Here is a 24,673-nt window from a genome sequence, read left to right as displayed (position 1 = left end):
CAAGCCCTAATGTATCAACTAATAACTTTGCTTCTTCAGGTGAAGCACTCGCTTGGCGATAAATTACAGAGGCAATCCATACTTCGTTACATTGCAGAACTTCTGCTAATTCTGCAAAAGTCAGCCCCTTGTTTTCTTTGGCTGTTAAAAGTTTTTGGGTAATTTCAGGAATAGACATTTGAACGTAAAATAAGATTAGATTAATACATTAACAAGCATACACTAACTCAACACATGAAGCTCAAAATCCAGTTTCTGTCTCTTTTTTAAAACTTGGCTAAGATTTTTTTGACCAGAGTAATGTAAGAGCGATTATTTACCGCTCCTTTGCTCCTATTAACTTTTAGCCTGGTGTTAGCTTTAATTCTTTAGATTTACTGGAGTTAACCATTTTCACCAAGTGCTGATTTAGATAACTCTGCGCTGAGATATACAAGCTTTCCCAAATCTCTTGATTGCGGCTGATTTTTGTACCGACTGTATTACCTGCTGTTTTCTCTGACACCAAGTATTTGCGGAAGTAGTTATTCCACAAGTGTTGCAGGAAATCTTCGGCGAATTCGTCAAAAGGAATAATCCATTTATATTCCTTGTCTAGAAATACCCGATATGATGCGATTATCGGTAGTGCCAAGTCAGTTGGCGCACCAAACCCAAAAGAATACTTGCTGTCAGGCAATAACGTCGTTTTACGTATATCAATTGAAGCTAAATCGTTGGCACCCTTTCTTCTAGGGTTGCTGATATATTCTTGGATTATTTCGTAGAGTCTTTGCTCTATCCACAAAGCATGAGTCAAGAGAGGCAGTAAGGCGGTTAATCTTTCTCTTTCTGCGTCTGTGATGTTAGAGGGAAGACTCATCCCTGCTGGGTGTTTGGTTCGTTTATTGCCGTCGGGGTTGTATTTATTTCTGTCGAGGCAGTAAAGGAGCTTGAGCAAGTGGGTGACATTACACTGGGCATTTCTGGGAGCGCCGCTTTGATTCTGGTAATAGGCGATGCGGAATTTTCTATCTTCTGCTCTCTCTAACTGGACTAAATACTGCTTGATGAATTTGTAATCACCTCTGGCGTTGACTTTGGAGCGAGAATCTACTGGCGTTGTAGTATTACTTGCTAGGGCTATGTCTTTGGCTGATTCTTCAGTCAGCCCGATGTGAATCGTAACTTTTACTCTGGCTTCGGTTAAATTGTAGTTGTAATTTTTCGCTTGCTCAAAAGCTAAAACTGTATGCCCCCCGTTAATAATGCCATCACTACCTCCCTCGTTAGCTTCTAGGACTTCTAGCTCTAGCTCAGTTTTGTTCTTGACAGGTTTAGTAATATTAGCTGACAGAACGATTCCACTGTGGCGAGAGAAAAATTTTCCAGGTTCGGTGGTCAGTGAGTCGAAGATTTGTCTGTAGGTCGCGCTTTTGCGGTTCGGTTCGCGGATGTTCGGTTCTAGCGGTAGGTCTATAGGGAACGAGTCTACATGGGCTGTGGCGATGATGCAATTGGGGTTGGCTTGAATATAGTTATCTATCTTGATGTTCCAAGTCTTGGGCATACAATATGTGCAATATCAGGGGAATTTCTATGTTAACTAAAACCCGTATCTAATATCCCGTTTCTCGCTAATGCCAAGTACAGAATTATGTTGCGTCGTCTTATTCTCTAAAGATTTACTTTATAAATAGTCTCTTACGGAGTTGAATGCAACAAAATAAATTTTTAGGTATATTCTCGAACCTACAATTAGGTTCCATGCGATTAGAATGTAATGATATATATATCAGTTATCACATAAAGTAGTAGGATATGAGCTAGATGGCCATCAAAAAACCTTTGATTATCAACCAACCAGAAGTTGGCAAGCTCATCCGAGAACTCCGTATTTGTACTAGCTTAATACAGGAAAAGTTTGCAGCGTCATTGCGTGCCCATTTTCTCACCGCAAATCGGTTGGAAAATGGACACGCAATGACGCTGCTGGCTATGCACAAGATTGAAACTTTGTTGTAGAAGTTAGATCACTAAGGGTACAAATAGTTTGAAGCTTATAGCAGAATAGCACCCCAAAACGAAAGATATTAGCAGTTGTAGACTGTAGTGATTGGTACAGATTTAAATCCTAAAAGACGGCATTCCTGCATTCTGCTGCTTCTTGCGTTGAATTAGCATGATTTCACTAGGAACACGATATATTTTAACACCATCAGCCAAAGAAACTTGTTTTCACGCGACTCATGTCAGCTATAAACTCATTTCCTGTTTTTAAGCAAACTCCTGTAATTCTAGTAGTCGATGATGACAAGACTATGCGATTCTTGCTGCGTAAAGTTATGGAAGATGAAGGATATCGAGTGATTGAAGTTTCTGATGGTCAACAGTGTTTAACTGCTTACCAGAATGTCAAGCCTGATATTGTTTTACTAGATGCTGTTATGCCTGTGATGGATGGCTTTACCTGCTGTGAGCAGTTGCTCCAAATTGCCAGGAATGATTTCATATCAGGACTGACAGCTTTTGATATCGGCTTAACTATGGGCAATACTATGATTTCAAAAGTATGGGGATATACACCCATATTAATGCTCACTAGTTTGGATGACGAAGATTCAATAAATCGTGCCTTTGATGCTGGAGCAACAGATTATATTACAAAGCCAATTCAACCAATTATATTGCGTCAACGATTACGGCAATTGCTTAAGCAAGTACAATTTCAAAAACAAGTACAAGCTGCAAATCAAACTTTGCTGCAACTAGCTAATATGGATAGTTTAACTGGTTTGGCTAATCGTCGCTGCTTTGATGATTATCTTAACAGCCAATGGATTAATTTAGCGCAGGAGCAATCTCCTCTATCGTTGATTTTATGCGACATCGACTTTTTTAAATCTTATAACGATAAATATGGTCATCCTCTGGGAGATACCTGCTTACAAAAGGTAGCTATTGCCTTAAAATACCAAGCCCAAAAAGCTCAAGATTTAGTAGCGCGTTATGGCGGGGAAGAATTTTCTCTAATTTTACCGAATACTGATCAGGCTGGTGCAGTTCACGTTGGCAATAGCCTGCAAGCTCAAGTCAGAGATTTACAAATTATTCATGACGGGTCTGCCATCAATCAGTATGTCACTATGAGTCTGGGAGTGGCAACTATTATCCCTACTTGGAAATCCTCAACTTCAGATTTGATTATAAAGGCAGATAAAGCGCTTTACCAAGCAAAATCAGCAGGTCGAAACTGCATTATCTCAAATATCTCAAATTAACATAGGTAATACTAATAGATTTACTTGCAGGGATTAAGGTTGTAAACAAGAGAAAGTTCTATCTCTATGTAAGTTTTACAGAGCAGATTAATTTGTATATAAAAGCCATGAAGAGTATTGCAAAAAAATATCTCCATTATTTTGGGATAATTGGGACTAGCAATAATTGAAGTATTTACTGCTTCTTTTTACTAGAAGAGACAATTTTATATTTAGAAGGTATAATTTGTTGTTAATGTTTTTTGAAATTTATTTATTAGATAAAATTAAAATATGCTGGAAATATTACAAAAAGTTTTTACAGATAACTTATTTATTCCACATGGACATTGTTACCTTTGGAAGACAGGGTTAGTGTGGCTACATATTATATCAGATTCTTTAATTGCTCTTGCCTATTTCTCTATTCCCATAGCGCTTGTTTACTTTGTCCGCAAGCGTGAGGATTTGCCTTTTAAATCAATACTTTTATTATTTGGAGCTTTCATTATCTTTTGTGGTACAACCCATATAATGGAAATTTGGACGCTTTGGCATCCAACTTATTGGCTATCTGGTTTTATAAAAGCTTTGACTGCTTTGATATCGGTTTATACAGCTTTTACATTAGTGCCGATAATTCCCCAGGCGCTAGCTTTGCCAAGTCCAGCGCAACTAGAAGCAGCTAACACTCAACTAAAACTTACTCTCAAAGACCTTGCAGATACACAAACTCAACTTATTCAAACTGAAAAAATGTCCTCTTTAGGGCAGTTAGTTGCAGGCATTGCCCATGAAATTAACAACCCTGTTAGTTTCATTTATGGTAATATCGCCATTGCCAATGAATATACTGAAAACTTGTTTAAATTAATCTCACTTTATCAAGAATGCTACCCAAAAACCCTATCGAAAATTCAGATTTTATCTGAGACAATAGAATTCGACTTTGTTAGAGAAGATTTACCAAAAATATTATCTTCAATAAAAGTAGGATCTGAACGCATTTGCGAGATTGTTTTATCATTACGGAATTTTTCGAGGCTAGATGAAGCCGAGATTAAAAAAGTTGATTTACACGAAGGTATTAATAGTACTCTCTTAATTTTAGGGAATCAATTAAAAGGTCAAGGAAAATATCAAAATATTGAAGTTATTAAACAATATGGTGAACTCCCTCAAGTCGATTGTTACCCTGGGCAACTTAATCAGGTCTTTTTGAACCTTTTAACTAATGCCATTGATACTTTGAGAGAGTCAATAATCGGTTGCCCGTTACCAGAGAGCAATATTATTTGGACTGGAAATAAACAATCAACAAATTCCAATCCTCAAATCCGCATTGTTACTGAAGTTTTAGATAGTAGTCAAGTAATGATTCGAGTGATTGACAATGGCTGTGGGATGACAGAAAAAGTCAGGCAAAAAATCTTTGACCCTTTCTTTACAACTAAACCTGTTGGTTCAGGTACAGGTTTAGGAATGTCAATTTGTTATCAAATTGTAGACAAGCATGGCGGTCAGTTAAAGTGTATTACACAACCACTTCAGGGAACAGAGTTTCAGATCCAGATTCCAATCAGAAGCAAGTCCTTCTTCTGAATACTAGCATTTATTTACTCTGAGTTAATTGTATGCTTTTATACGCTGAAAAAAGATTGCTCAGAAGCTAGTAAAATTTTTGCTTGTTCTTGAGCCAAGGGCTTTGAAAAGAAGTAACCTTGTGCTTGTTGGCATTGTAACAATTTAAGTTGTACTAATTGGTCAATTGTTTCTACCCCTTCAGCAACGACACTCATTCCTAAGTTATCAGCTAAAGTAACAATAGCCCGAACAATAGCGAATTGTTCAGTATCGCTATCAATTCGATTGACAAAAGAGCGGTCAATCTTGAGAACATCAATGGGGAAATTATGCAAATAAGCTAGAGATGAATAACCTGTCCCAAAATCATCAATACATAATTGCAAACCAAAAGCCTTAAGTTGCTTAAGGACGGAGGTCGCCTTTTCAGGAGAGGCAATAATTGCAGTTTCTGTGATTTCTAGCTTTAAGTTGCTAGGGTTAAGACTAGTATCTTCGAGAATTTGGCTGATTTGTTCAATTAGATCAGGTTGAGAAAACTGTTTACCAGAAAGGTTAACATTCACGGTCAAGGGCTTGATGGCAGGAAATTGTAGTTGCCACTGCCGCAATTGCTGACAAGACTCAGTTAGTACCCATTGACCAATTGGGATAATCAGTCCAGTTTCTTCTGCTATAGGAATAAACTCGGCTGGAGAAATGAGTCCACGTTCTGGATGTTGCCAGCGAACGAGCGCTTCAAATCCTGTAATTGTACCTGTTTTCATACAAATAATTGGCTGGTAGTAAAGGCACAACTCCTGTCGTTCAATTGCCCAGCGCAAGTCAGTCTCTAACTGCAACAGCGTTACTGCCCGATGATACATAGTGGTATCAAATACTATATGCCCAGTTTGACACTGCTCTTTAGCACGGTAAAGAGCAGTGTCAGCATCTCGAAGTAAATCCGCAGGTTGAGCATATTTGTTTGTACCTAAAGCAATGCCAATGCTAGCAGTCATAAATACTTCATATCCGCACAAGTTGAAGGGCGACTTTAATGCCTGATGTATATGTTCTGCGATGTGTGTGGCATCTTCAATACTTTGAATATGGGAAAGTAAAATGGTAAATTCGTCTCCACCTAAGCGAGCAACAGTATCGCCAGGCTGGAGGCACTGTTGTAAACGTTGAGCAAGTGTTACCAATAGTTGGTCGCCAACTAAGTGTCCTAAGCTATCGTTAACGACTTTGAAACGATCTAGGTCAAGGAATAGGACAGCAAATAAATTATCTGGATTACTTTTTATCTCTGTAATGGCTTGTTCTAGCTTGTCTATAAATAAAATCCGATTCGGCAGTCCAGTCAGAGCATCATAAAAAGCATTGTGAACTAACTTTTCTTCAAGAAGTTTGCGTTCAGTGATATCTGTTGCAATTCCATCAATACGAATCGGCTGACCACAAGCGTCATAAATTAAATGGCTTCGGTTCAACAGCCAGCGTACCTGCCCATCAGGTCTGACAATTCGGTATTCTAGTTCTTGCTTGTCAGTTAAGAATAATGGTTGAATGGCAGCATAAACTAGTTGCTGATCTTCTGGGTGAATAACTTCAAACCAAAGATTAGAGTTCTCAAAAAATTCTGATACAGAATAACCATAAACTTTCAGGGCAGAGGGGTTGAGATAAAGAGTTTCAAAAGTATCAGCAGAAATTGACCAAATCACATCTTCAAGAGAACATAAAATTTCATCCAAACGTTGTTTGCTTTCTTGTAATTCAGCTTCTGCTCGTTTCCGGTCAGTGATGTTAGTAACCATCCCCAAGACTCCAGCATAATTTCCCTGGTCGTCCAATAACGGGGCACAAGAAATAATTACCCAGAGGTCTGAACCATCCTGACAGCGAAATTTGAAATCATGGGCTTCGTGAACCCCTTGATGACGACGTAAAAGGTAAGCATTGGCAATCTCCAGCCCTTCTGAATCCATAAAAGAGAATAGCGTTGCACCCATCATTTCTTCAATGGTGTAACCCAACATTGTTGCCATCTGTTGGTTGACAAAAGTAGTACAATTGTCTCTATCGAGTATCCAAATTCCTTCAGTTGCTGTTTCTACAATGCGGCGATACTGTTCTTCTTGCTTTCGTAATGCTTCAAGAGCTTGTAAATGGTGAGTAATATCAGTTTGAATACCAATAAAATTAGTCAGATAGCCAGAATTGTCAAACACCGGAGCTAAGTAGAGTTCATGCCAAAACGGTATATTATCCTTGCGGTAATTCCGTAAAATGACATGACATTCTCTTCGTTCTTGAATAGCATTACGCAATTCCTGAAGGGCTAATTGCTCTGAATCGTTTCCTTGCAAAAAGCGGCAGTTTCGTCCAATTACTTCACTGGCACAGTAGCCTGTGATCGACTCAAAGGCTGGATTGACATAAATGATGGGATTATCTGGTTGATTGGGATCTGTCAAAATAATCCCATTACTACTAGCAGCAATCGCACGTTCCATCAGATGTAAATCTACTTGTGGCTCTTCTAATCTGGAGACAGTTTCAACCGTTTGGATGCTCAGATTGCCGTCTGTAGTGCTTACAATAGAAGAGTTAACATCTACCAAGTTTGGTTGGCTGTGCGTGAAGTCAATGACATCTTTGAGCGGTTCTACAGTATTTGTTAATAATAAATTCTCCTGCTGGGTTTTTAAATGCTCAGTATTATTCGTAAATATGAATAGTGCCGCCAGTTTGTCTTCGTAATTAACAACCTTAGCTGAAATTTTTGCCTTAAAAGTATCACCGTTGATTTTTTTGACTTCTACGGCATAACTATTGATGAGGTTGCCACTTTTAAGCTTGTTAACTAATTGAGTCCATAAAGCAGGCTGGGCATAGAATTCAGGGATAATCTTGTCGAATCTTGGGCTGGAATCAATTCCAAAAAAAGGTGCTAGTAATCCGTTTTGAAAAAGAATCTGTTCGCTTTGCAGACATACAATTCCAATCGGAAACGGGCTAAGTTCCGTTAACGAATAAAATATCTGCTCCCAGTCTATTTTTAGCGGATTATCTGAAGCTTTCACCTCTGGCAACGAATCTTTACTCGTATAGCTACACCCCCTTATGTATTCTTCATTTAATAAAATCGGCTTTTTAGTAAGATTATTTGGCGTATACTGATTTTCGTACACATTCAAGTCAATAAAGTTTTTCAAGTTTGATAAATTACCAAGTAGGCTCAACCCTATATTCGTTTTTTTAAAAGCTGTAACACAGTAGTTACAAATCTCTTAAAAGAAGGAAGAGCAGATGATTTTATGTTTGTTAGTTAGTGTTAAATGAGGGCAGTCCTATCAAAAATAGTGATTTCCCAAAAGATAGATATTTAGCATTTATTACAGATATCTAAACACTAAATAGTTGTTTCAGTCAAAATTCTCAGGAATTGAGACTTTTAAGCATTGGTTATAAAGTTTTTTTAACTATTTTAAATCTACCCCTTTAGATAGATGAATTTACATCTTTTTCCAAATCTTTACCTAAACATAATATTTCTTAATTTTATTAAGGGTTTCTAGTTAAAACTGATACACTTTTCAAAATCTTTCATCAAGCAGCGTATTAATTATGGAGCAATAACACTTTGAGAGGACGACTTTGAGAGTTTTATGGCATCGCGTCAACAGATGATAATTGCCAAAATTGAAGCTGCTATGGGCAAGCCTGTATTAGCAGTGGACAATTCAGCATATAGTGATGTGACAGATGAAGAAGAGTGATTGAGAGGGAGTATTTCAGATTAAATGACTTACTAGGCAACCCCAAGTACTACCGCATCCATAGACAGCATCCGCGATTTTGAGCTTCTTCCTTGGTGGCACACATAACATAGTTGCTGGTGATGCGTGCTGAGTAAGGAAATCTGGGGATAAAGTAAAAAGTTGGGATTTTGGAATCAATCGCAGCAGGTGATGCCTTGGGATTTCCGACGGGGTAAGAAAAATACTCAGCCTACAACGAAGCGATCGCCGCAAGTGCAACAGTGCGATCCGTCTTACCCAGATATTTACATTCCACCCAATTCGGCAGGCTTGAATTGCCCTAATATTCCCTACCGCAGAGAAGAGAGTGATTCCACCAGACCCGCACGGGTTTGATAGAGATGGTGTGGGTTGTGAGAGTTGACTATGTAAGTCCTACAAAGGCAACATAATTGCAAATTCAGTTCCTTGATTGAGTATGGAATTAACCTCCATTACTCCACCATGCTTTTCTACTACAATTTGATAAGCGATCGCCAATCCCAGTCCAGTACCTTTACCAACTGTTTTTGTTGTAAATAGATAATTAAAAATTTCTCGCCTCACCTCGTCTGTTGTAGAGAGACGAATTATTTGACCGTAGCGACAAATTAAAAGCCAATTTTTCACGCCTGCAAGCTTTAATGGAAGCGGATTTAATTTTTGGGGGTTTGTGATATGAAGTTGTAGAAATTGCTTGAACAGGCGATGCAAAAGCATTTGGATGGATGACAGACAATCTGTCGCTTTGGTCAAATAATTTGTCCCTCTACACAAGCATTTGGTTTTTTTCAACCCTTAATCACTATACATCTACTTACATCGGCAGGCAAATACAGAACTCAGTACCTTGACCTAATTCAGACTGTACTTTTAGGCTACCATGATGTTTCTCGACTACAATTTGCCGAGCGATTGCCAATCCTAATCCTGTACCTTTTCCTACAGCTTTAGTCGTAAATAAATGGTCAAAAATTCTCGCTTTCACCTCTTCGGTCATACCCTTACCATTATCCCGAATACGAATTTGAACTTGATTCTCAACCATTGCTGTGTGAATTGTGATTTGTTGTGGATGGGTGGCGATTTCTGAAAACGATCGAGTTTTTGCCATCTCATCAAACATATCGATCGCATTGGCTAGGATATTTATAAACACCTGATTTAATTGTCCTGAAAAGCATTCGATAAGTGGTAACTCACCATATTCTTGAATGACTTCGATCGCAGGTCGAATCTCATTGGACTTGAGTCGTATTTTAAAATCATGAGTGTGCTGTCAATCCCTTCGTGCAGGTTAGCATTGACTTTGTATTCGGTATCGGCACGGGAAAAGGTACGCAAACTGGTGCTGATGCCTTGGATGCGAACAGTTGCGTCTTGCATGGACTTTAGGAGTTTGGGTAAGTCCTCGCAAAGAAACTCCAAATCGATTTCTTCTGCCTTGTCTTGTACAGGTGCGGCTACGTCAGGATGATATTGCCGATAGAGTGTGAGATATTCGAGCAAGTCTCGCACATTGTCTTTGGCATTGTTGATGCTGCCCTTGAGAAAGCCGATGGGATTGTTGATTTCGTGGGCAACACCTGCGATTAAGTTACCCAAAGATGCCATTTTTTCGCCCTGAACAATTTGCAGTTGCGATTGTTCAAGTTGCTGGGCATAGGTTTGAGCTTGTTGATAAAGTCGAGCATTTTTCAGAGAAATCGCCGCTTGGGTGCAGAGGAAGTTAAGAATTAGGATGCGATCGCTGGTAAACACTCCACTGGCTGTGCGATTGTTCAAATATAAAATCCCAATTAACTGACCCTGATTGAGAATTGGCAAACACAACGTACTTTTCGGTTGCCGCTGAATTAGATAATCATCAATGACAGGCAGATCGGTTTTGAGATTATCTATCATCACCACTTCTTGAGTGTTTTTGACGTACTGAATCAGCTTGACAGGCAGATTTTTATTAGCTTCAAGCGGTTCGGAACACAGTTCTACAGTATCTGTAGTAGCAATCGATACTAACTGCAACTCGTGAGCCTGGTTAGGCATAATTAAGGCACAGCAATCACCCCCGGACTGTTGCAAAAGAATCAGGGTGAGTTGATGAATTAGTTCATCTAGTTGAATCGTGCTAGAAAGGCTTTGAGAGGCTTTGAGAATAGCAGCAAAATCAAGAATGCTATTAATGCTCGTACTGGAACGGCTAGTTGTTGTAGAGGTATGGATTGGGATATTGGCGAGCGAGGCCAGGGTTTCCAGGGGATTCAGGCTCTGGATAGCTGGCTGGAGAATGGGGCGCAGTAAATGAGGATAGCGCTGTTCCAAATTATCTGTTTTAGCTTTAGCTCCCCAACGGGCGTAGCAGTAGTAAGCTTCCTGCATATAGCCTGCGGCTACCTTCTCTTTGCCCCAGTTGAGGTAGAACTTAGCAGCAAGTTCGTTAGCTAAGGCTTCTTCTGGGATGTAACCGTTTTCCTTGGCGGCCGTAATAGCGCGATCGTAGTATTCTAGCGCTTCAAGTTGATTGCCTAAAACTCGATTTTTTTCAGCTTCTACTAAATAGAATTGATGTAAAGCATTCATGGGGCAATGGTTTGCCCATAGTCGCATTTTTTCTTGGTTATCTATTACTTGATTTAGCAGCTGTGTTTGTGTATCTTGATTAACATCTAAAAAGATACTTAGCCGTGCCAATGATGTATAAAAATAACATTGTCGAAAAATAATTAGCCCCAGCCCACCAGCTAAATACTGTTCTGTTTGGACAATATATTCCTGTGCCAGCTCGTACTTGCCAAAAAGATAACACAGTTGAAGCTTAGAAAAATAAAATTCTAGCAATGCAACCAGATCATTCTTTGCAATACTAATGGGAAGCATGACATCTTCATCATAAGCTTCACCTTTCAAACAACATACATCATCAACATCTCCTAATAAATTTAAAACCCTCTGTCTCTGAATTTCATTGTAGTTAGCGAACCCTTGTTGCTTAATTTGGTGGAGAGCATGGGTATAGGTTCGCATTTCTTTTTCTAATTCACTCAGTTCGTGACCGAGGAAATATAAATGAACACTATAGTAACGGATGGCAAGCCCCGCAAATTCTAAATCTCCTGTTTCTAAACCAATAGAATAAGCCTCCCAGAGAGATTGTAATGTTTCTTGAATATGTTCCTGCCAATGCCTAACCAGACAATTAAATGTATGAATAGTTTTGGCAGTTACTTCTTTAGTGTCAAATTGACTTAAAAGGTTGACAGATAATTTTCCAAATTTATAGCCAGATTCAATATCTTTAACTAATCCACAAAGGATAATTCCATAGACGACATATCCGAAAGCTGACTGAGGAGAATTACCATATTGATGAGACAGGCTAACTTGCTGCAATGGCAAAAGCAGAAATAAATTGGGATCTACTTGATACGCAAAACTTGTAATGTTAGATATAATTCTCATTGCTGTCAGATATGTTTCATCTGTCATCTGCGGCAGATTGATTAAATCTTCAATTGGCTGATCTGCAATTAGAGCAATGGTCTTACCGATTTCAGCTTGTACGTCAGAAATACTGAGATTTTCCGGGAATTCAATCCCCAATGACTTCAAAACTTCTTTCCCCAGCCCAACCGCTTCTAGTGACTGATTTTGTGCGCCATAAGCTTGAATTTTTACCTCATATACTTTGATTTTATCCAAAGGATTTTTAGCGCTATTTAAGACTGTTTGAATAAATTTATCCATCAATTCAAAATTGCCAGCCAAATAAGCTGACTCTGCTCCTAAATTGTGCAATTCTAATGCAAACTGATACTGACTATTCCAACAATCTACTTTTAATAATTTAATTCCAAAAGTTGCATATTCGGTGGCAGCAGTGTAAGCAGTTGAGACTCTGGCTTTAGAAGCAGCCGTTAAATTTAACCAAGCAAGTTCTTCCTGTTCAGTAATTTCCGTAATTAATTGCACACCATAATTTAACTGGTTAACAATATCAAAGATTTTTTGCTCTCGCTCTGTTGCAGTTATATTTTTGAGTAAGAGTTGACCGATTTTAAGATGGGTTGCTTGTTTTTGGTCTTCAGGAATTAGCGAGTAAGCCGCTTGCTGGACGCGATCATGCAAGAATTTATAAGGAACAGCAATCTCACCATCGCGATCGCTCTCTTCTGAGTCATGGGATTGAAAAAATTTGTAGGTTTCATTAATCGGGAGAATCAGCCCTTCCTGTAACGCTTTCCATAGGTGGGTTGCCGCGTCAATGAGGGATTTTTGCGAAACAATCGCCAAGGTATTCAAATCAAAAGAGTTGCCAATACAAGCCGCCAATTTCAAAACTTCCTGCGTCTGTGTTGGCAGCTTCTGCAACTGCAATGCCATGAACTCCACCACATCATCGGTCAATGCTAAATGCCGCACCGCCGCCATGTCACATTGCCAATAACCCAGTTCTGGCTGGAACTCAATCCAAGCATCCTCGTGTAATGCCTTGAGAAACTGCGTTGTAAAAAATGGATTTCCTTTGGCTTTTTGATACACTAACTGTGTCAGGGGTTGAGCTAGTTCCTTGGTACAACTCAAGGTATCTGCCACTAGCTGATTCACCGTCATTTCCCCCAAGGGGAACAGGGTAATGGTGTTGACGATCGCTCTTGCTTTCTGAATCTGTTCCAGTATCAGCATCAAGGGATGAGCCGGAAACACTTCATTGTCTCGATAAGCTCCTAGAATTAGTAAATATCCACAACCAGCTTCACTCATCAATAATTGCAGTAAGTTCAGGGAAGCTGAATCTGCCCATTGCAAATCATCCAGGAATATTACTAGGGGATGTTCTTTTGTAGTGAAAACTTGGATAAATTTCTGAAACAGTAAGTTGAAGCGATTTTGGGCTGCACTCCCAGAGAGTTCAGGGACAGGTGGTTGTTTTGAGATAATTCGCTCTAGTTCGGGAATAACGTCTACAATTACCTGCCCGTTTTCGCCAACTGCGGCGAGAATTTTAGTTTGCCATGCTGCCAATTGCTCATCGCTTTCACTCAGCATTTGTCCCATCAAATCACGAAAAGCTTGTACAAAAGCTGATAGGGGAATGTTGCGATTAAACTGGTCAAATTTGCCTTTGATGAAATATCCTTGCTGACGGGTAATTGGCTTATGAACTTCATTAACTACCGCAGTTTTCCCAATCCCAGAAAATCCTGTTACTAGCATCATTTCTGAACTGCCATTGGCAACGCGCTCAAAAGCTTCCAGCAAGGTTGTAACTTCTGTTTCTCGACCGTAGAGTTTTTCTGCGATCAGAAAGCGATCGCACACATCTCTCTGGGCGATTTCAAAATTTATAACTTTGCCAGTTTCTTTCAGTTGCTCCAAACAAGTTTCTAAATCGTACTTTAATCCCAAAGCACTCTGATATCTATCTTCGGCATTTTTCGCCATCAACTTCATCACGATATCCGAGAGTACTTGTGGAATTTCTTCCCTGTTCCCTGTTCCCTGTTCCCTGTTCCCTAATGCCGTAGGCATTTTCGCAATATGACAATGTACCAACTCCATCGGATCATCAGTTACAAATGGTAATTCTCCTATTAATAATTCATAAAATGTCACACCTAGAGAATAAAAATCGGTGCGGTAGTCTATTCCTCGGTTCATCCTTCCTGTTTGTTCGGGGGAAATATAAGCGAGGGTTCCTTCTAGAATATTAGGATTTTTAATTTCTTGAGTTTCTTTGGGCAATAGAGAGGCAATACTAAAATCGATCAGTCTAACTTGTTTGGTTTCGGGATGAATCAGAATATTTGCAGGTTTAATATCTTTATGAATAACGTAGCTTTGGTGTAAATCGTGGAGAATATTAGTTAATTGAATACCGATCGCCAAAAATTCTACAACTGAGAGATTAGTAGTTTTAATGTATTCTCTTAAAGAAATTTCCCCCCTATCTTCCATCACCAAAATATAACCATTACCAAAAGCTTCTAACGATAAAGGACGAATAATCCCAGGAATATTGAGATTTTTAGCAATAGTATATTGGTTACGAAATTGCAATAATTCATTGAAGCTGGGATATTCAGATGTCAGAAGTTTAATGACTACTGCGAGTGTTTCTTGCTCTCGGATAGCTCGATATACTCTGGTTCTGGAGCCTGCATACAGTTGGGAGCTAATTTGATATCCGGGAATGGCAAGAGCGGAGTTTGCAGTTATCATTTATACTTCTCTCATGGTGGGAATTGGTTTTTGCCTCATGAAGCTAGTATTCCCAACAAGCATCTTAGTTGTTACAAAGCGCCGAAAAAGGGGCTTCCAAGGAATAAAATCACCAAAGCATAATAATGATAATTATTGTTAGAGGGGGAAGGAGAAGCTGTCGGGGCTGAAACAGCGCTCGCTCGCTACCATTACAGTGCAAGGCGGAACTGGGTAGCTCAGTGCTGCGACAGTGAGGCGGCAGGCTCTAGTTACTGGATTAGACCCTCAATGATTCTTGGTGGGAGCGGGTTAAATATTACGCTCGGCTGGCGATTGAGCGGGTGGAGTACGGTGTCGAATCAGTTAAAGAGTTACTCAGTACACTAACCTGTGATCAACGGTGGGGCGGGATTTCAAGTTTGAGGATACTTACCCTGATAAGTTTGCTCAACTGGTAACAGATGCGCCCGATTGGACAAAGTGGATAGGTTAATTGTGGGGCTGTTGTTGCCAGTATCTTTACCAACTTTTTCAGATATTCTTAAGCTAGAGTTAAAAAACTTTAATATTTGTAATATTTAAAATTAAAAGTTATCTTGCTCTGGTTGTCAAATCACTCTAGCGAAAGAACAACAGAGATTGTAGAAGAGGTTAGATGTAATTTGACAACCATCTTTTAAACCTTAGTTTATGCAGCATAATTTTTTGATCTCAGCCGAGGAAAAAGAAAAAATATTTCATACAGAATTAGTCAAATACGGTGTGGAGTATGAACAAGCTCGAAAAGCAGCACAAATTTTAGCTTGCAGTCAAGCAGATGAGCTTTTATCACAACAAGACAGACTAACAGTTACACAAGCATGTAACAAATGGTCAACACAGCGTAAACTCTACAAACGCATCATTACATCTGTTGTAGATGAAAGAAGGCATTAAGCAGCTACTGTATAGAAATTTCAATTAATCATGGTACACAAACCAATGACTTGCTGACTTGCTATTCACAGATTCAACAAGAGTAAGTATTCTTAACACAGGGTAGAACATTAGATGGAATCCACGCAAGACAAATGGGCATTAGTCACAGGTGGGAACCGAGGGATTGGATTTGCCATCGCTCAAGGTTTACTAGCAAAAGGCTACTCGATAATCATCACTTCCCGCTCATTTGATAACGCAAAACTTGCGGCCCAGAAACTTCAACCAAAGGTAATTCCTGTCGAATTGGATGTCACTAATGATCGCTCTATCGATGAAGCAGTAAAAACCCTGCACCAAAAGATTGATCGCTTAGACGTTTTGATCAATAATGCTGGCGTGTATCCGGATAAGGATGTAAATATTCTTACCATTGACCGTGAGTTACTTAATTCCACAATGAATGCCAACACCTTTGGCACAATTCGGATGGTACAGGCATTTTTACCCATGTTGGAAAAATCCCCCGATGCCAGAGTTATTAACGTTTCAAGCGGATATGGAGCATTAGAAGACTTGTCGTGGGATGTCCCAAGTTACTGCCTATCAAAGCTAGCATTAAATGGCGCAACAATTATGCTTGCACAAGCCCTACAATCTTTTGGTATTGTTGTTAATTCCATTTGTCCGGGGTGGGTCAAAACAGATATGGGTGGTTCATCAGCACCACGCACGCCAGAGCAAGGAGCCGACACTGCAATTTGGCTGGCTACTGATGCTCCACGCAATATAAGCGGTAAGTTTTTGCGAGAACGTAAAATAATTTCTTTTTAGATGTAAATAATGTCATTAGAGTTTTTCATCTTGAAAAAAGCATAAATCTTCTATGCCTCGAAAAACCCCACCGGGAGCATCCCACTTTACTCTTGAAATACTTTCTAGTGTGGTAAAACTTACTAGAGAAGACGACCCTCTAAATTAGCCAAGTAACCCTTGGGATCTCTGCGAAATCGATATTGTTCAATTCTGGCTTTATGGTGTTTTTTCAGTTGAGAGCGTAATTCGAGCCAAGTATGAATATCAACTTGTGCTAAATCAGATGCGGTAAAAGAATGAAGCTTAGTAGCGATGTCTTCGACGGGCTACGCCTACGCACAGGCAAGTTTGACAGAACCACGAATAACGAGGGATGAGGGGGCAACCTTACGACCAGTACAACGACGTTGATGATGACGTAGCATACCAAAAGCATGTTCTAAGTCATTATTAGTTCGGGGAAAATCTTCAATTTCGTAACAATGAAAAAGTCCAGACCAGTAGTTATTAGTGGTTTTTATAAAGTTATCGATTGCGGTACTAAGTGTACCAGCTTTATGCTTCTGTTGGCACATTTGTGTTAATAGTTCCTGATAACTTTGTTTAACTCCAGCAGCATCAAGACCTATTTTATTATTGAGAATATTACTAGCTTTATCAATCCACTGATATGCAACTATAACAGGTGAAAATAAAGATGCAGTCGCAGATAACCCCTTAGCTATCAGGTGTTTTAGGTTGACTAAAGGTGGTGGTAAAGCACTTTTTTTTCCATCCGTTCTAAACTTTCCTCTATTAGCGTCAAATTTTCTTGTAACTTTAACCCAGATGCCTCTAATGGTGGATGACCATCATTGGTTATAGAACTACGCACTGCCGAGCAATAATCTTCAATAATAGTCCCCAAATCCTTATCTTCATTGACGGCAACACTACGTTCAATGTCTCGTAGTCCTCTAACCTTTTTTTTTAATTCCTTTTTTGCATTCCGATCCGCCTCATATATAGGTTTAATTGCTTCTTTCAGGTAATGGTAATGACATAAACCATGAGCAATACTAGGTAATGATAACCCAACAGCTTTGCGAATTGATTGTTGTCCATCACTAACAACTCCATCAATTGGTACATCCAGGGTATTAGTTACTTCTAATAATAATGCTACTAAATCTTCATTTCTTGATGATGCTAAAGTTTTAGCAAGTAAAATTTCTCCTGATAAGCAATCTCGAATTACCCATAGTACCTCATGTCCAATCTCTGGCTGCATCCCATCGATAGCTAATATCACCCGTCCTTGATTTTTAACTATTGCTTTTAACCTTTTATGGTCTTTTAGCCATAAAGAATTTTCTCGTCATATCTGTCAATTAGGTGAGTGACCGTTCTTTGACTTATACATATACCCTTTAATTCGAGATGAGTGTGTATTTGGGGAACACTTCTATGTTCCTGGTAGCGTAATGCTCCTATATAAGCAATCACGTCCAAACCAAATTCGTTTTGTGGTAGAGCGAGTGACCCTTCTTGCTCTGGTCGATATGCTTTTTTGTACCGCAGACATGACTTATTTTGACATCGCCGAATTTTCAGATGTAGTTCTACTACCCCATTTAACGTTCTTATATGTCGAGGATTATTGTATTCATTCCACATTGCTTGACCACACAAAGGGCATTTTTTTTGAACACAATCGAGTACTTCAAATGATGTTGCTTCTGGTTTTAGACTTTTTCTTGCCAAGTTTTCGCACCATTATTTCGCTACAAGGTCTAGATTACAGGATTTTTACTCCTCTCTAGTAAGTTTTGCCACGCTAGCTTTTTACCACTTTGAGTTAGGTTGGGCAAATGAGCGCACTGCTTCATTCACTTTCGTGCGATGGCATAACCGCTTTTTCCGTTGGCGTTCGTCGAACGCGAGTGCGTTCCGCAGGAAAGGCATTGCCTCTCGAACGCGAGTGCGTCTCTGAAAGAGAAGAGAAGGTATTGCCCTTACCTCAAAACAAAAAATTACCCACCAATACCTTTGCCACTCTTGTAGTTCATTGCTCTGGGTTTCCTCTTGCCTACAGGGACTATTTTCGATTGCTTGGGTGCTTGTGGCGGACGGCATTGCTCACAGTAGAGCGGTCGGACACCAAAAGTTTCTCGTTGTGTGGGTTGTTCGCACTGCTTACATACGAAGTTGAAAACGCGAGTGTGAATTTCCCGCTTGTGCGCTCTGACAGTGTACTCTCTGACATTGATTGTTTTGCTGGACATTGATCAGTTTTTTAAGTTGCTATTTATAAATATAGTTTCTTGTTTTTGACTAATAGTATAGCCAGAGCATCATCTTCATGATTAAAACAAGGATAATTGCCCTGGGGAAATATTACCTTTACGTCCGCGATGATACTAGAGCGGGAAATCAATCTAATTAATTAAGATACTCCTTAATATCACTTTTTTGACAGCGAAGAATAGAGAGCGCTTTATGCTCAAGCTGACGGATTCGTTCTCGACTCAAGTTTAAGCGATCGCCAACTTGAGTTAAGCTCAGTTGATGATCATTCTCTAACCCAAAACGTAGAGTTAGTATTTCTCGTTGTATAGGGGGTAGGGATGCCAGCAGATTATTCAAATCAAGGCGCAACAGTTCCTTGGTGAGCCGTTCGTCTGAGGAAATACTCTCATCAGGTAAGATATCCAATAGCTCAGTGTCTTGATTGTCTCCCACACGCAAATCCAGAGAAACTGGCTGCTTCGAGACACTGAGATATTCTCGAACCTGGTTAGGCTTTAAATTTAATTCTTCAGCAATTTCGGTGACAGTAGCATAGCGACCAAGAAGAAGAAAGCTTTCTCGCTGTACTTTTTTAATTTTATTAAGTCTTTCGGTTAGATGAGTTGGCAATCGAATAGTACGAGATTTTTCTGCAATTGCACGTGTGATTTCCTGACGAATCCACCAATAAGCGTAGGTTGATAGTTTGTAGCCTTTGTTAGGGTCGAACTTCTCTACCCCTTTTTGCAAACCGAGTGTACCTTCCTGAATTAAATCGAGGAATTCTAAATTGTGGTTCTGGTATTTCTTAGCAATAGAAACCACCAGACGTAGGTTAGCTGTCACCATTTTCTGTTTAGCCTTTTGGCCTTGTTGAACGATTGACTGTACTTCAGCTTCGGTTTGCCCAAGCGAGGTAGCTAATTCTCTTGTGGTTGGTTCTCGGTTTAATTGAAGTGCAAGGCTTGAGCGCTGTTCTTCAATCGCCATCATCTGCTGCACAAGCCTAGCATTTGTAATTTCTTGCTCAGGAGTTAGCAGAGGGTAGCGTCCGATTTCTTTAAGGTAGGAGCGAACTAAGTCAGTAGTTGGGCTGGGCATACTTTCAATTAATTGTGACGAATATTTTCATTTTTCGTTTGAGTAAAATGTTTTATTTCAAAAAATAGCTAACAAATCAAATTTTAACCATAGAGTTAACCTAATATTTATCTTTGTTAAACAAATTTATAAATACAATACCTGAAATCTTTAAATAGGTAAATATTAAAATCTGCTTTATTCTATAACTAACCTTTAAAATAATAAAGAAATCTGTCTGAGTTAAATCAGACAGATGCTACGCTAAAATTAGAGTGAATTCCTCTCTTGAAAACAGGATATGTTCAAATTCGCTTCACATTTGGACAAGGCTCCAAGACCTTGGGGGGCTACAAAAAGGGCTAGGATGCAGATAAAATAAGCCTCATGGCTCTCTCCCCTTGTTGATAATACTTCAGCTTATTAGGAGCTAATGTAATTAACTTAGCCACCAATTCATAAGAATTTTCCATAAAATTGACCCAGTTAGATCCATATAATCCAATATAAAAACTACTATGTCGTCGAACAATCCGCCCAGATTCTTTAATTCGTCCGACATATTTTTGAACACCCATACGTTTAAAATTTTGACCAGATATAGTTGCAGCGGTATAGGCAAGTGAGATTAATAATATTAATGAAATTAGCCGTTTTCCTGATACATTAGTATCTTCTAAGTTGTAACCACCACTTTTAAAATCTCTAAACATCTCTTCAATATCAAACCGTTTTTTATAAGCTTTAATACTCGACTCTAAAGTATCAAAATTAGTGAGAATAAACCAGCCTTCTTCTGGGGCGGCTCCAAAGCGTTTACGTTTCCATTTACCAGCAAGGTTGAAACTGATAAATCCTGTAGACTTTGTATATTTAACCCCTTGATAAAAAAACGAAACTCCAGGCGATAAACCTGAATCTTTTAATTGCAGCCAAATCTCCGGTTCTATTTCTATAAAAGCATCTTTCTTTATACGTAAACAAAAGTACACTTGTTTCTCTGTAAGCCAGTTAGCCAATTTCAGTGAACAGAATTCGCGGTCTCCTAGCACAACAGTTTTATAATTTTTAAACAGGGGTAGCGCTTTATTAAAAACAACTTTTTGTTAGTCAAAATTACTCGAGCCTAACTTGTCTAATAACTCAAAATATATTGGAATAGACCTTTTATCCCAAACCACACTAATCATTAATAGGTTAATGCATCCCCAATTAGTCCGGTCTATAACTACATAAACAACTTCAGTCAAAGGAAAATATATTTCTAGCCAGCTTTTAACTATGGGAAACCATATTTCTTCAACATTTATGTAATTCAGAGATAAAAAACGTTGAATCTTTTTTCTTCTACTTTCAAACAATATTGGAATAGGTAAAGCTGTAGCCAATGCCTCAAGGCTTACAGTTTTAATAGATTGTAATAAATTTATCAGGATTTTTAGTAATAAATATTCTGCACGTCCCAATTCTCGCTTGAGGTTTGTTTCGTAGAATTCTGGTAACATTATCATTAAATAGAGCTTATTGCGAATTAATGCTCTTTTTCTTTTACCATAAATTGCTACACTACTTGCCATATATCTATTTCAGGGTATTTTGTCTCCCCTCAAGCTCCAAGACGCTTTGCGTAAATTAATTGAAAATTACAAATACTTAGTTGAGAAATAATCATGGATATGCAATCTCTGCTCACTTTGACAATTGTAGTCATCTTTTGGGCATTCGTTACTCTCATTATATTCCAGTTCATTAATGGACTATTTGTATCGGATGCTAACGTTAGCAATCTGGTTTCAGTTAGCAATGGAAATATAGCCGCTTCTACAATTCCATCAGTATCAGAAATAATCACACCACAACAATTCGCAATTCGCAAGTCGCAGTTCGCAATTGCAGACGTAATTGAAAATTAACTCCTGAAGGGATATAAGCTCCTAATTTTAATTATGTAAGAACTCAGATAGATGTGAACTATATTCAAGCCCTCAAGTTCAGTTCTGGGATTTTAATTGCGAATTGCGACTTGCGAATTGCGAATTGAATGGGATTGCTGCCTCCAGTTGAAGAAATTTCACCACAATCAAAACGTGCTACTCGTTCAAATAAAGCTAATAATGCTGCAAACAAGTCACCGAAAACTAAAAAGGCTGATGTAAATTCTTCAGACAAGCGCAAGCCAGGTAGACCGCGTAAAGCTGGCTAATTCGCTTTTTAACCCTCGGCTGATCACCGAAGAATAAATGTCTGAAAGTTTAAAAGTTCAAATGAGGCTAATGAAGAAAGGGAAAGGGAACCAGTAACTTAAAAGCTCTTGTTTCAAATAAAGACGCTGCTAACTTCTTGTACTACATGTCTCAAAAATCTTCTTTTTTTATTCTCCATATTTAAAAATAGGGACTTCATGCCATGAATGTAAAAAGTTCTTTGTATATTGTCCTTTCCCCCTTTCCTTTTCCCCCCTTCTTGGTAATCGGCATCACCGTGTCAGAAAAGAAAAATTGTACACTTAAAGAATTTACAATAATCCAACTTTTTTCAGGCGCGATAGCAATCCAGTCCGGGTGCTATAATCTTTTTGCATCTGCTTAATAGAAGCTTTAAACTCCTCTAGCTTCCCTTGATATTCAGCCAATTCCCGTAAGTCAACTAGATGTGCAACTGCTTGGTCATAAGTTTTGGATTGCTTGAATTCAAGTAACTTATATATCTGACCATACTTTAAGGCTCAAAAACTGATGAAGCAACCACAGTTTTAGGGAAACGAAACATTAATTGTCGCGTCCCCCAATTCGCCATGTATAACATGATGTCGAAACACTTTTCTAAAACTTCCTTGGGTTCACCTCGAAAGTCTCCATAGCTGTAGGTAAAAATTGCGTTTGTTGCACTCAGTTGTACTCGACTGACTAGATAGACTACTTGTATATGCTTGTTCTGATGCAGTTAATGGTCGGTCTAATGCCTGGAATTTGTAATACTGGTACTCGCTCATAGTTTTCTTTATCTTTAATAAAGCATTTAATTTTTAAATATTTGGTATTTGCCAATTAATTTCTGGTTGTCCATAAGAAATTAATGCAGAATTAATAGCTGAAAAGGGCTTGCTGCCAAAAAAACCATTGTGAGCAGAAAGTGGTGAAGGATGTGCTGATTGAATTATGATATTTTTGTTAGTATCTATCAGCTTTAATTTCTTTTGTGCATCCTTACCCCACAGCACAAAGATCACAGGTGCAGGTTTCTGGCTAATTTTACTAATTACCACATCTGTAAAAGTTTCCCAACCCTTATTTTTATGGGAATTTGCCATGCCTGCTCTGACACTTAGTACCGTATTTAACATCAGTATACCCTGTTTAGCCCATGTTAAAAGATAGCCATTATTTGGGGTTTCAAATCCAATATCTTGTTTAAGTTCTTTAAATATGTTGCGAAGTGATGGAGGTGTTTTTACCCCTGGTCTTACTGAAAAACATAAACCATGTGCTTGGTTTTCATTGTGATATGGATCTTGTCCCAGCAATACGATTTTTACTTGCTCGTAAGGTGTCAGTTCAAAAGCAGAAAATGTCTCTTCTTTAGCTGGATAGATAGTATAAGATAACCTTTCACTTATTAGAAACTCTTGAAGTTTAGTAAAGTAAGGTTGTTTAAATTCTTCAGCTAATACTTTCTGTCAATCATTAGGAAATTGCAAATTTATCATTCGATGATTATTTAGCGTCCAGACATATTATCCTACATCTCGTAACCTCAACAATTCCGTATTTTTCACAAATAACTAACACTCTGATACAATTAAAGAATATCTTCTAAATCTGGAAATAGAGGCGCTTCTTCCCGATCGTATTTAGCTAGATAATCTCTAAAGGATTTACCACCAGTGCCAACATCAGCACCAACTATTTTTAGTTGTGTAATTGCCAACCCTAGATGAGATTTATGAAATCGCCTTTGCACATTATCATCAGCGCTAAAGCACTTTTACAACTAATTACTTCCTCGATATATGGAAATTTTAGTAGTAATTCTTACTAATATCCAAGATAGTATTAATTAGCAGCAAAGGTTGAAACGTATAAGATTCAGGCATATTGATCGATATTGTTACTTTTTTATCAGCCAAACAATTTTATATTTATATTTCAAAAATCATTAAATATGTCGAAATTTGATTAATCTAAATACAATGCTGAACTTTGAAATGCCTCTTCTGGTGTCCCATAAAAAGTACCATTGTTAAATACGCTAGGTTCGTACTTTTCATTACTATAAGTATAAAAAGCCTTTGTCCATTTCTCTTCATTCCCTTTGTACCGCAATCGACACAGATGAATTGGTGTATTTTTGGCTCTCTCTATATATTCAGAGCGTGTTATTTTAAACATTGATAGGTCATCATTGTCTGGTAAAAATGGTTCTTTGTAAGCATCTATGTAACAGAAATATCCCTTAAAACGCACATCAATACGTATGTATTTCCCCGCGTAATGCTTCTCTGCATAGGCTAATATTCGTTGCTTTGTTCTCTGTTTGACTTGCTCCGGGATTTTTACCCCTCCTGAATGTGGATCGTTTACCCATCCTCTCATGATTAGCTCCTTGGGAATACTGAGGCTGATATTACACTATTTGAGAGCATTCCTTTCTCAAAGGCATTGGACTTATCATCTCAAAAGTTTTCTTTCTTCTTCCCTCTTTCTCGTTGGCTGTATTGGTGAAATCTTTGTAGGGTGGTAGTTTCATCATTAGATAATTCTTGTACTCAGACTTTTGTCG

16 protein-coding genes and 4 pseudogenes are annotated in these 24,673 nt (G+C 38.6%); 8 read left to right on the top strand and 12 right to left on the bottom strand.

Features of this window, described 5'->3' with window-relative positions:
• Window positions 1-343: 343 nt before the first annotated feature.
• The gene (locus IQ274_RS26190; RefSeq protein ID WP_194143925.1) at window positions 344-1,549 is read right to left on the bottom strand and encodes an AIPR family protein; all 1,206 of its coding nucleotides are present in this window, start codon (window positions 1,547-1,549) and stop codon (window positions 344-346) included.
• 260 nt (window positions 1,550-1,809) lie between these two features.
• Between IQ274_RS26190 and IQ274_RS26185 the strand changes: the two genes are divergently transcribed.
• The 3 genes from IQ274_RS26185 to IQ274_RS26175 all read left to right on the top strand — a co-directional run bounded on the left by IQ274_RS26185 (window position 1,810) and on the right by IQ274_RS26175 (window position 4,841).
• A complete protein-coding gene (locus tag IQ274_RS26185; protein WP_194143924.1) occupies window positions 1,810-2,004 on the top strand; it encodes a transcriptional regulator in 195 nt (64 codons plus the stop codon).
• A 224-nt stretch (window positions 2,005-2,228) separates the two neighbouring features.
• The gene (locus IQ274_RS26180; RefSeq protein ID WP_193949024.1) at window positions 2,229-3,260 is read left to right on the top strand and encodes a response regulator; all 1,032 of its coding nucleotides are present in this window, start codon (window positions 2,229-2,231) and stop codon (window positions 3,258-3,260) included.
• Window positions 3,261-3,533: 273 nt separating this feature from the next.
• Window positions 3,534-4,841 carry a sensor histidine kinase gene (locus IQ274_RS26175; protein WP_194143923.1) on the top strand — a complete coding sequence of 436 codons (1,308 nt, stop codon included), beginning with the start codon at window positions 3,534-3,536 and terminating at the stop codon, window positions 4,839-4,841.
• A 38-nt stretch (window positions 4,842-4,879) separates the two neighbouring features.
• Here IQ274_RS26175 and IQ274_RS26170 read toward each other — a convergent pair whose 3' ends face one another.
• Window positions 4,880-8,026 carry an EAL and GGDEF domain-containing protein gene (locus tag IQ274_RS26170; protein ID WP_228058374.1) on the bottom strand — a complete coding sequence of 1,049 codons (3,147 nt, stop codon included), beginning with the start codon at window positions 8,024-8,026 and terminating at the stop codon, window positions 4,880-4,882.
• Window positions 8,027-8,752: 726 nt separating this feature from the next.
• Here IQ274_RS26170 and IQ274_RS26165 point away from each other — a divergent pair.
• Window positions 8,753-8,968, top strand: a complete 216-nt coding sequence (locus tag IQ274_RS26165; protein ID WP_228058373.1) for a hypothetical protein — start codon at window positions 8,753-8,755, stop codon at window positions 8,966-8,968.
• 39 nt (window positions 8,969-9,007) lie between these two features.
• Here IQ274_RS26165 and IQ274_RS38095 read toward each other — a convergent pair.
• The 3 genes and pseudogenes from IQ274_RS38095 to IQ274_RS26155 form a co-directional block, all read right to left on the bottom strand.
• Window positions 9,008-9,181 (bottom strand): annotated as a pseudogene (locus IQ274_RS38095) (ATP-binding protein); the annotation flags it as partial.
• 247 nt (window positions 9,182-9,428) lie between these two features.
• A complete protein-coding gene (locus IQ274_RS37790) occupies window positions 9,429-9,770 on the bottom strand; it encodes a sensor histidine kinase (RefSeq protein ID WP_322745343.1) in 342 nt (113 codons plus the stop codon).
• Window positions 9,771-9,775: 5 nt separating this feature from the next.
• Window positions 9,776-14,830, bottom strand: coding sequence for an AAA family ATPase (locus tag IQ274_RS26155; RefSeq protein ID WP_322745341.1), 5,055 nt, complete (start codon window positions 14,828-14,830; stop codon window positions 9,776-9,778).
• 672 nt (window positions 14,831-15,502) lie between these two features.
• Here IQ274_RS26155 and IQ274_RS26150 point away from each other — a divergent pair.
• Window positions 15,503-15,748, top strand: a complete 246-nt coding sequence (locus IQ274_RS26150) for a hypothetical protein (protein WP_194143922.1) — start codon at window positions 15,503-15,505, stop codon at window positions 15,746-15,748.
• Window positions 15,749-15,862: 114 nt separating this feature from the next.
• The gene (locus IQ274_RS26145) at window positions 15,863-16,564 is read left to right on the top strand and encodes an SDR family NAD(P)-dependent oxidoreductase (RefSeq protein ID WP_194143921.1); all 702 of its coding nucleotides are present in this window, start codon (window positions 15,863-15,865) and stop codon (window positions 16,562-16,564) included.
• A 122-nt stretch (window positions 16,565-16,686) separates the two neighbouring features.
• Here the strand turns inward: IQ274_RS26145 and IQ274_RS26140 are convergent.
• The 4 genes and pseudogenes from IQ274_RS26140 to IQ274_RS26125 all read right to left on the bottom strand — a co-directional run bounded on the left by IQ274_RS26140 (window position 16,687) and on the right by IQ274_RS26125 (window position 21,399).
• A pseudogene (locus IQ274_RS26140) lies at window positions 16,687-18,202 on the bottom strand (ISNCY family transposase).
• Window positions 18,203-18,558: 356 nt separating this feature from the next.
• Entirely contained in the window at window positions 18,559-18,810 is a 252-nt protein-coding gene (locus IQ274_RS26135) for a hypothetical protein (protein WP_194143920.1), read from the bottom strand.
• A gap of 157 nt (window positions 18,811-18,967) precedes the next feature.
• A complete protein-coding gene (locus IQ274_RS26130) occupies window positions 18,968-19,915 on the bottom strand; it encodes an RpoD/SigA family RNA polymerase sigma factor (protein ID WP_194143919.1) in 948 nt (315 codons plus the stop codon).
• A gap of 341 nt (window positions 19,916-20,256) precedes the next feature.
• A pseudogene (locus IQ274_RS26125) lies at window positions 20,257-21,399 on the bottom strand (IS4 family transposase).
• 165 nt (window positions 21,400-21,564) lie between these two features.
• On the opposite strand from IQ274_RS26125, the gene IQ274_RS26120 reads away from it, so the two are divergent.
• Together IQ274_RS26120 and IQ274_RS26115 are read left to right on the top strand one after the other, a co-directional pair.
• Window positions 21,565-21,807 carry a hypothetical protein gene (locus IQ274_RS26120; RefSeq protein ID WP_194143918.1) on the top strand — a complete coding sequence of 81 codons (243 nt, stop codon included), beginning with the start codon at window positions 21,565-21,567 and terminating at the stop codon, window positions 21,805-21,807.
• Window positions 21,808-21,935: 128 nt separating this feature from the next.
• Window positions 21,936-22,097 (top strand): hypothetical protein, encoded by a 162-nt coding sequence (locus tag IQ274_RS26115; protein ID WP_194143917.1) that lies wholly within the window; start codon window positions 21,936-21,938, stop codon window positions 22,095-22,097.
• Between the two features lie 822 nt (window positions 22,098-22,919).
• On the opposite strand, the pseudogene IQ274_RS26110 reads toward IQ274_RS26115, so the two are convergent.
• From IQ274_RS26110 to IQ274_RS26100, 3 genes and pseudogenes are all read right to left on the bottom strand, one after another.
• Window positions 22,920-23,600 (bottom strand): annotated as a pseudogene (locus IQ274_RS26110) (uracil-DNA glycosylase).
• A 92-nt stretch (window positions 23,601-23,692) separates the two neighbouring features.
• Window positions 23,693-23,854 (bottom strand): hypothetical protein, encoded by a 162-nt coding sequence (locus IQ274_RS26105; protein ID WP_194143916.1) that lies wholly within the window; start codon window positions 23,852-23,854, stop codon window positions 23,693-23,695.
• A 215-nt stretch (window positions 23,855-24,069) separates the two neighbouring features.
• Entirely contained in the window at window positions 24,070-24,486 is a 417-nt protein-coding gene (locus tag IQ274_RS26100; protein ID WP_094333549.1) for a hypothetical protein, read from the bottom strand.
• Window positions 24,487-24,673 lie beyond the last annotated feature (187 nt).

The sequence above is a fragment of the Nostoc sp. LEGE 12447 genome (assembly GCF_015206985.1).
Classification (GTDB): domain Bacteria; phylum Cyanobacteriota; class Cyanobacteriia; order Cyanobacteriales; family Nostocaceae; genus Nostoc.
The sequence above is the reverse complement of the archived record's forward strand: the minus strand, read 5'-3'. Positions and strand labels throughout refer to the sequence as shown.

Excerpts from the sequence above, each read along its gene's own strand:
- IQ274_RS26190 (WP_194143925.1), bottom strand. The coding sequence starts at position 1,549 with ATGCCCAAGACTTGGAACATCAAGATAGATAACTATATTCAAGCCAAC.
- IQ274_RS26185 (WP_194143924.1), top strand. The coding sequence starts at position 1,810 with ATGGCCATCAAAAAACCTTTGATTATCAACCAACCAGAAGTTGGCAAG.
- IQ274_RS26180 (WP_193949024.1), top strand. The coding sequence starts at position 2,229 with ATGTCAGCTATAAACTCATTTCCTGTTTTTAAGCAAACTCCTGTAATT.
- IQ274_RS26175 (WP_194143923.1), top strand. The coding sequence starts at position 3,534 with ATGCTGGAAATATTACAAAAAGTTTTTACAGATAACTTATTTATTCCA.
- IQ274_RS26155 (WP_322745341.1), bottom strand. The coding sequence starts at position 14,830 with ATGATAACTGCAAACTCCGCTCTTGCCATTCCCGGATATCAAATTAGC.
- IQ274_RS26150 (WP_194143922.1), top strand. The coding sequence starts at position 15,503 with ATGCAGCATAATTTTTTGATCTCAGCCGAGGAAAAAGAAAAAATATTT.
- IQ274_RS26145 (WP_194143921.1), top strand. The coding sequence starts at position 15,863 with ATGGAATCCACGCAAGACAAATGGGCATTAGTCACAGGTGGGAACCGA.
- IQ274_RS26135 (WP_194143920.1), bottom strand. The coding sequence starts at position 18,810 with ATGTCCAGCAAAACAATCAATGTCAGAGAGTACACTGTCAGAGCGCAC.
- IQ274_RS26130 (WP_194143919.1), bottom strand. The coding sequence starts at position 19,915 with ATGCCCAGCCCAACTACTGACTTAGTTCGCTCCTACCTTAAAGAAATC.
- IQ274_RS26120 (WP_194143918.1), top strand. The coding sequence starts at position 21,565 with ATGGATATGCAATCTCTGCTCACTTTGACAATTGTAGTCATCTTTTGG.
- IQ274_RS26115 (WP_194143917.1), top strand. The coding sequence starts at position 21,936 with ATGGGATTGCTGCCTCCAGTTGAAGAAATTTCACCACAATCAAAACGT.
- IQ274_RS26100 (WP_094333549.1), bottom strand. The coding sequence starts at position 24,486 with ATGAGAGGATGGGTAAACGATCCACATTCAGGAGGGGTAAAAATCCCG.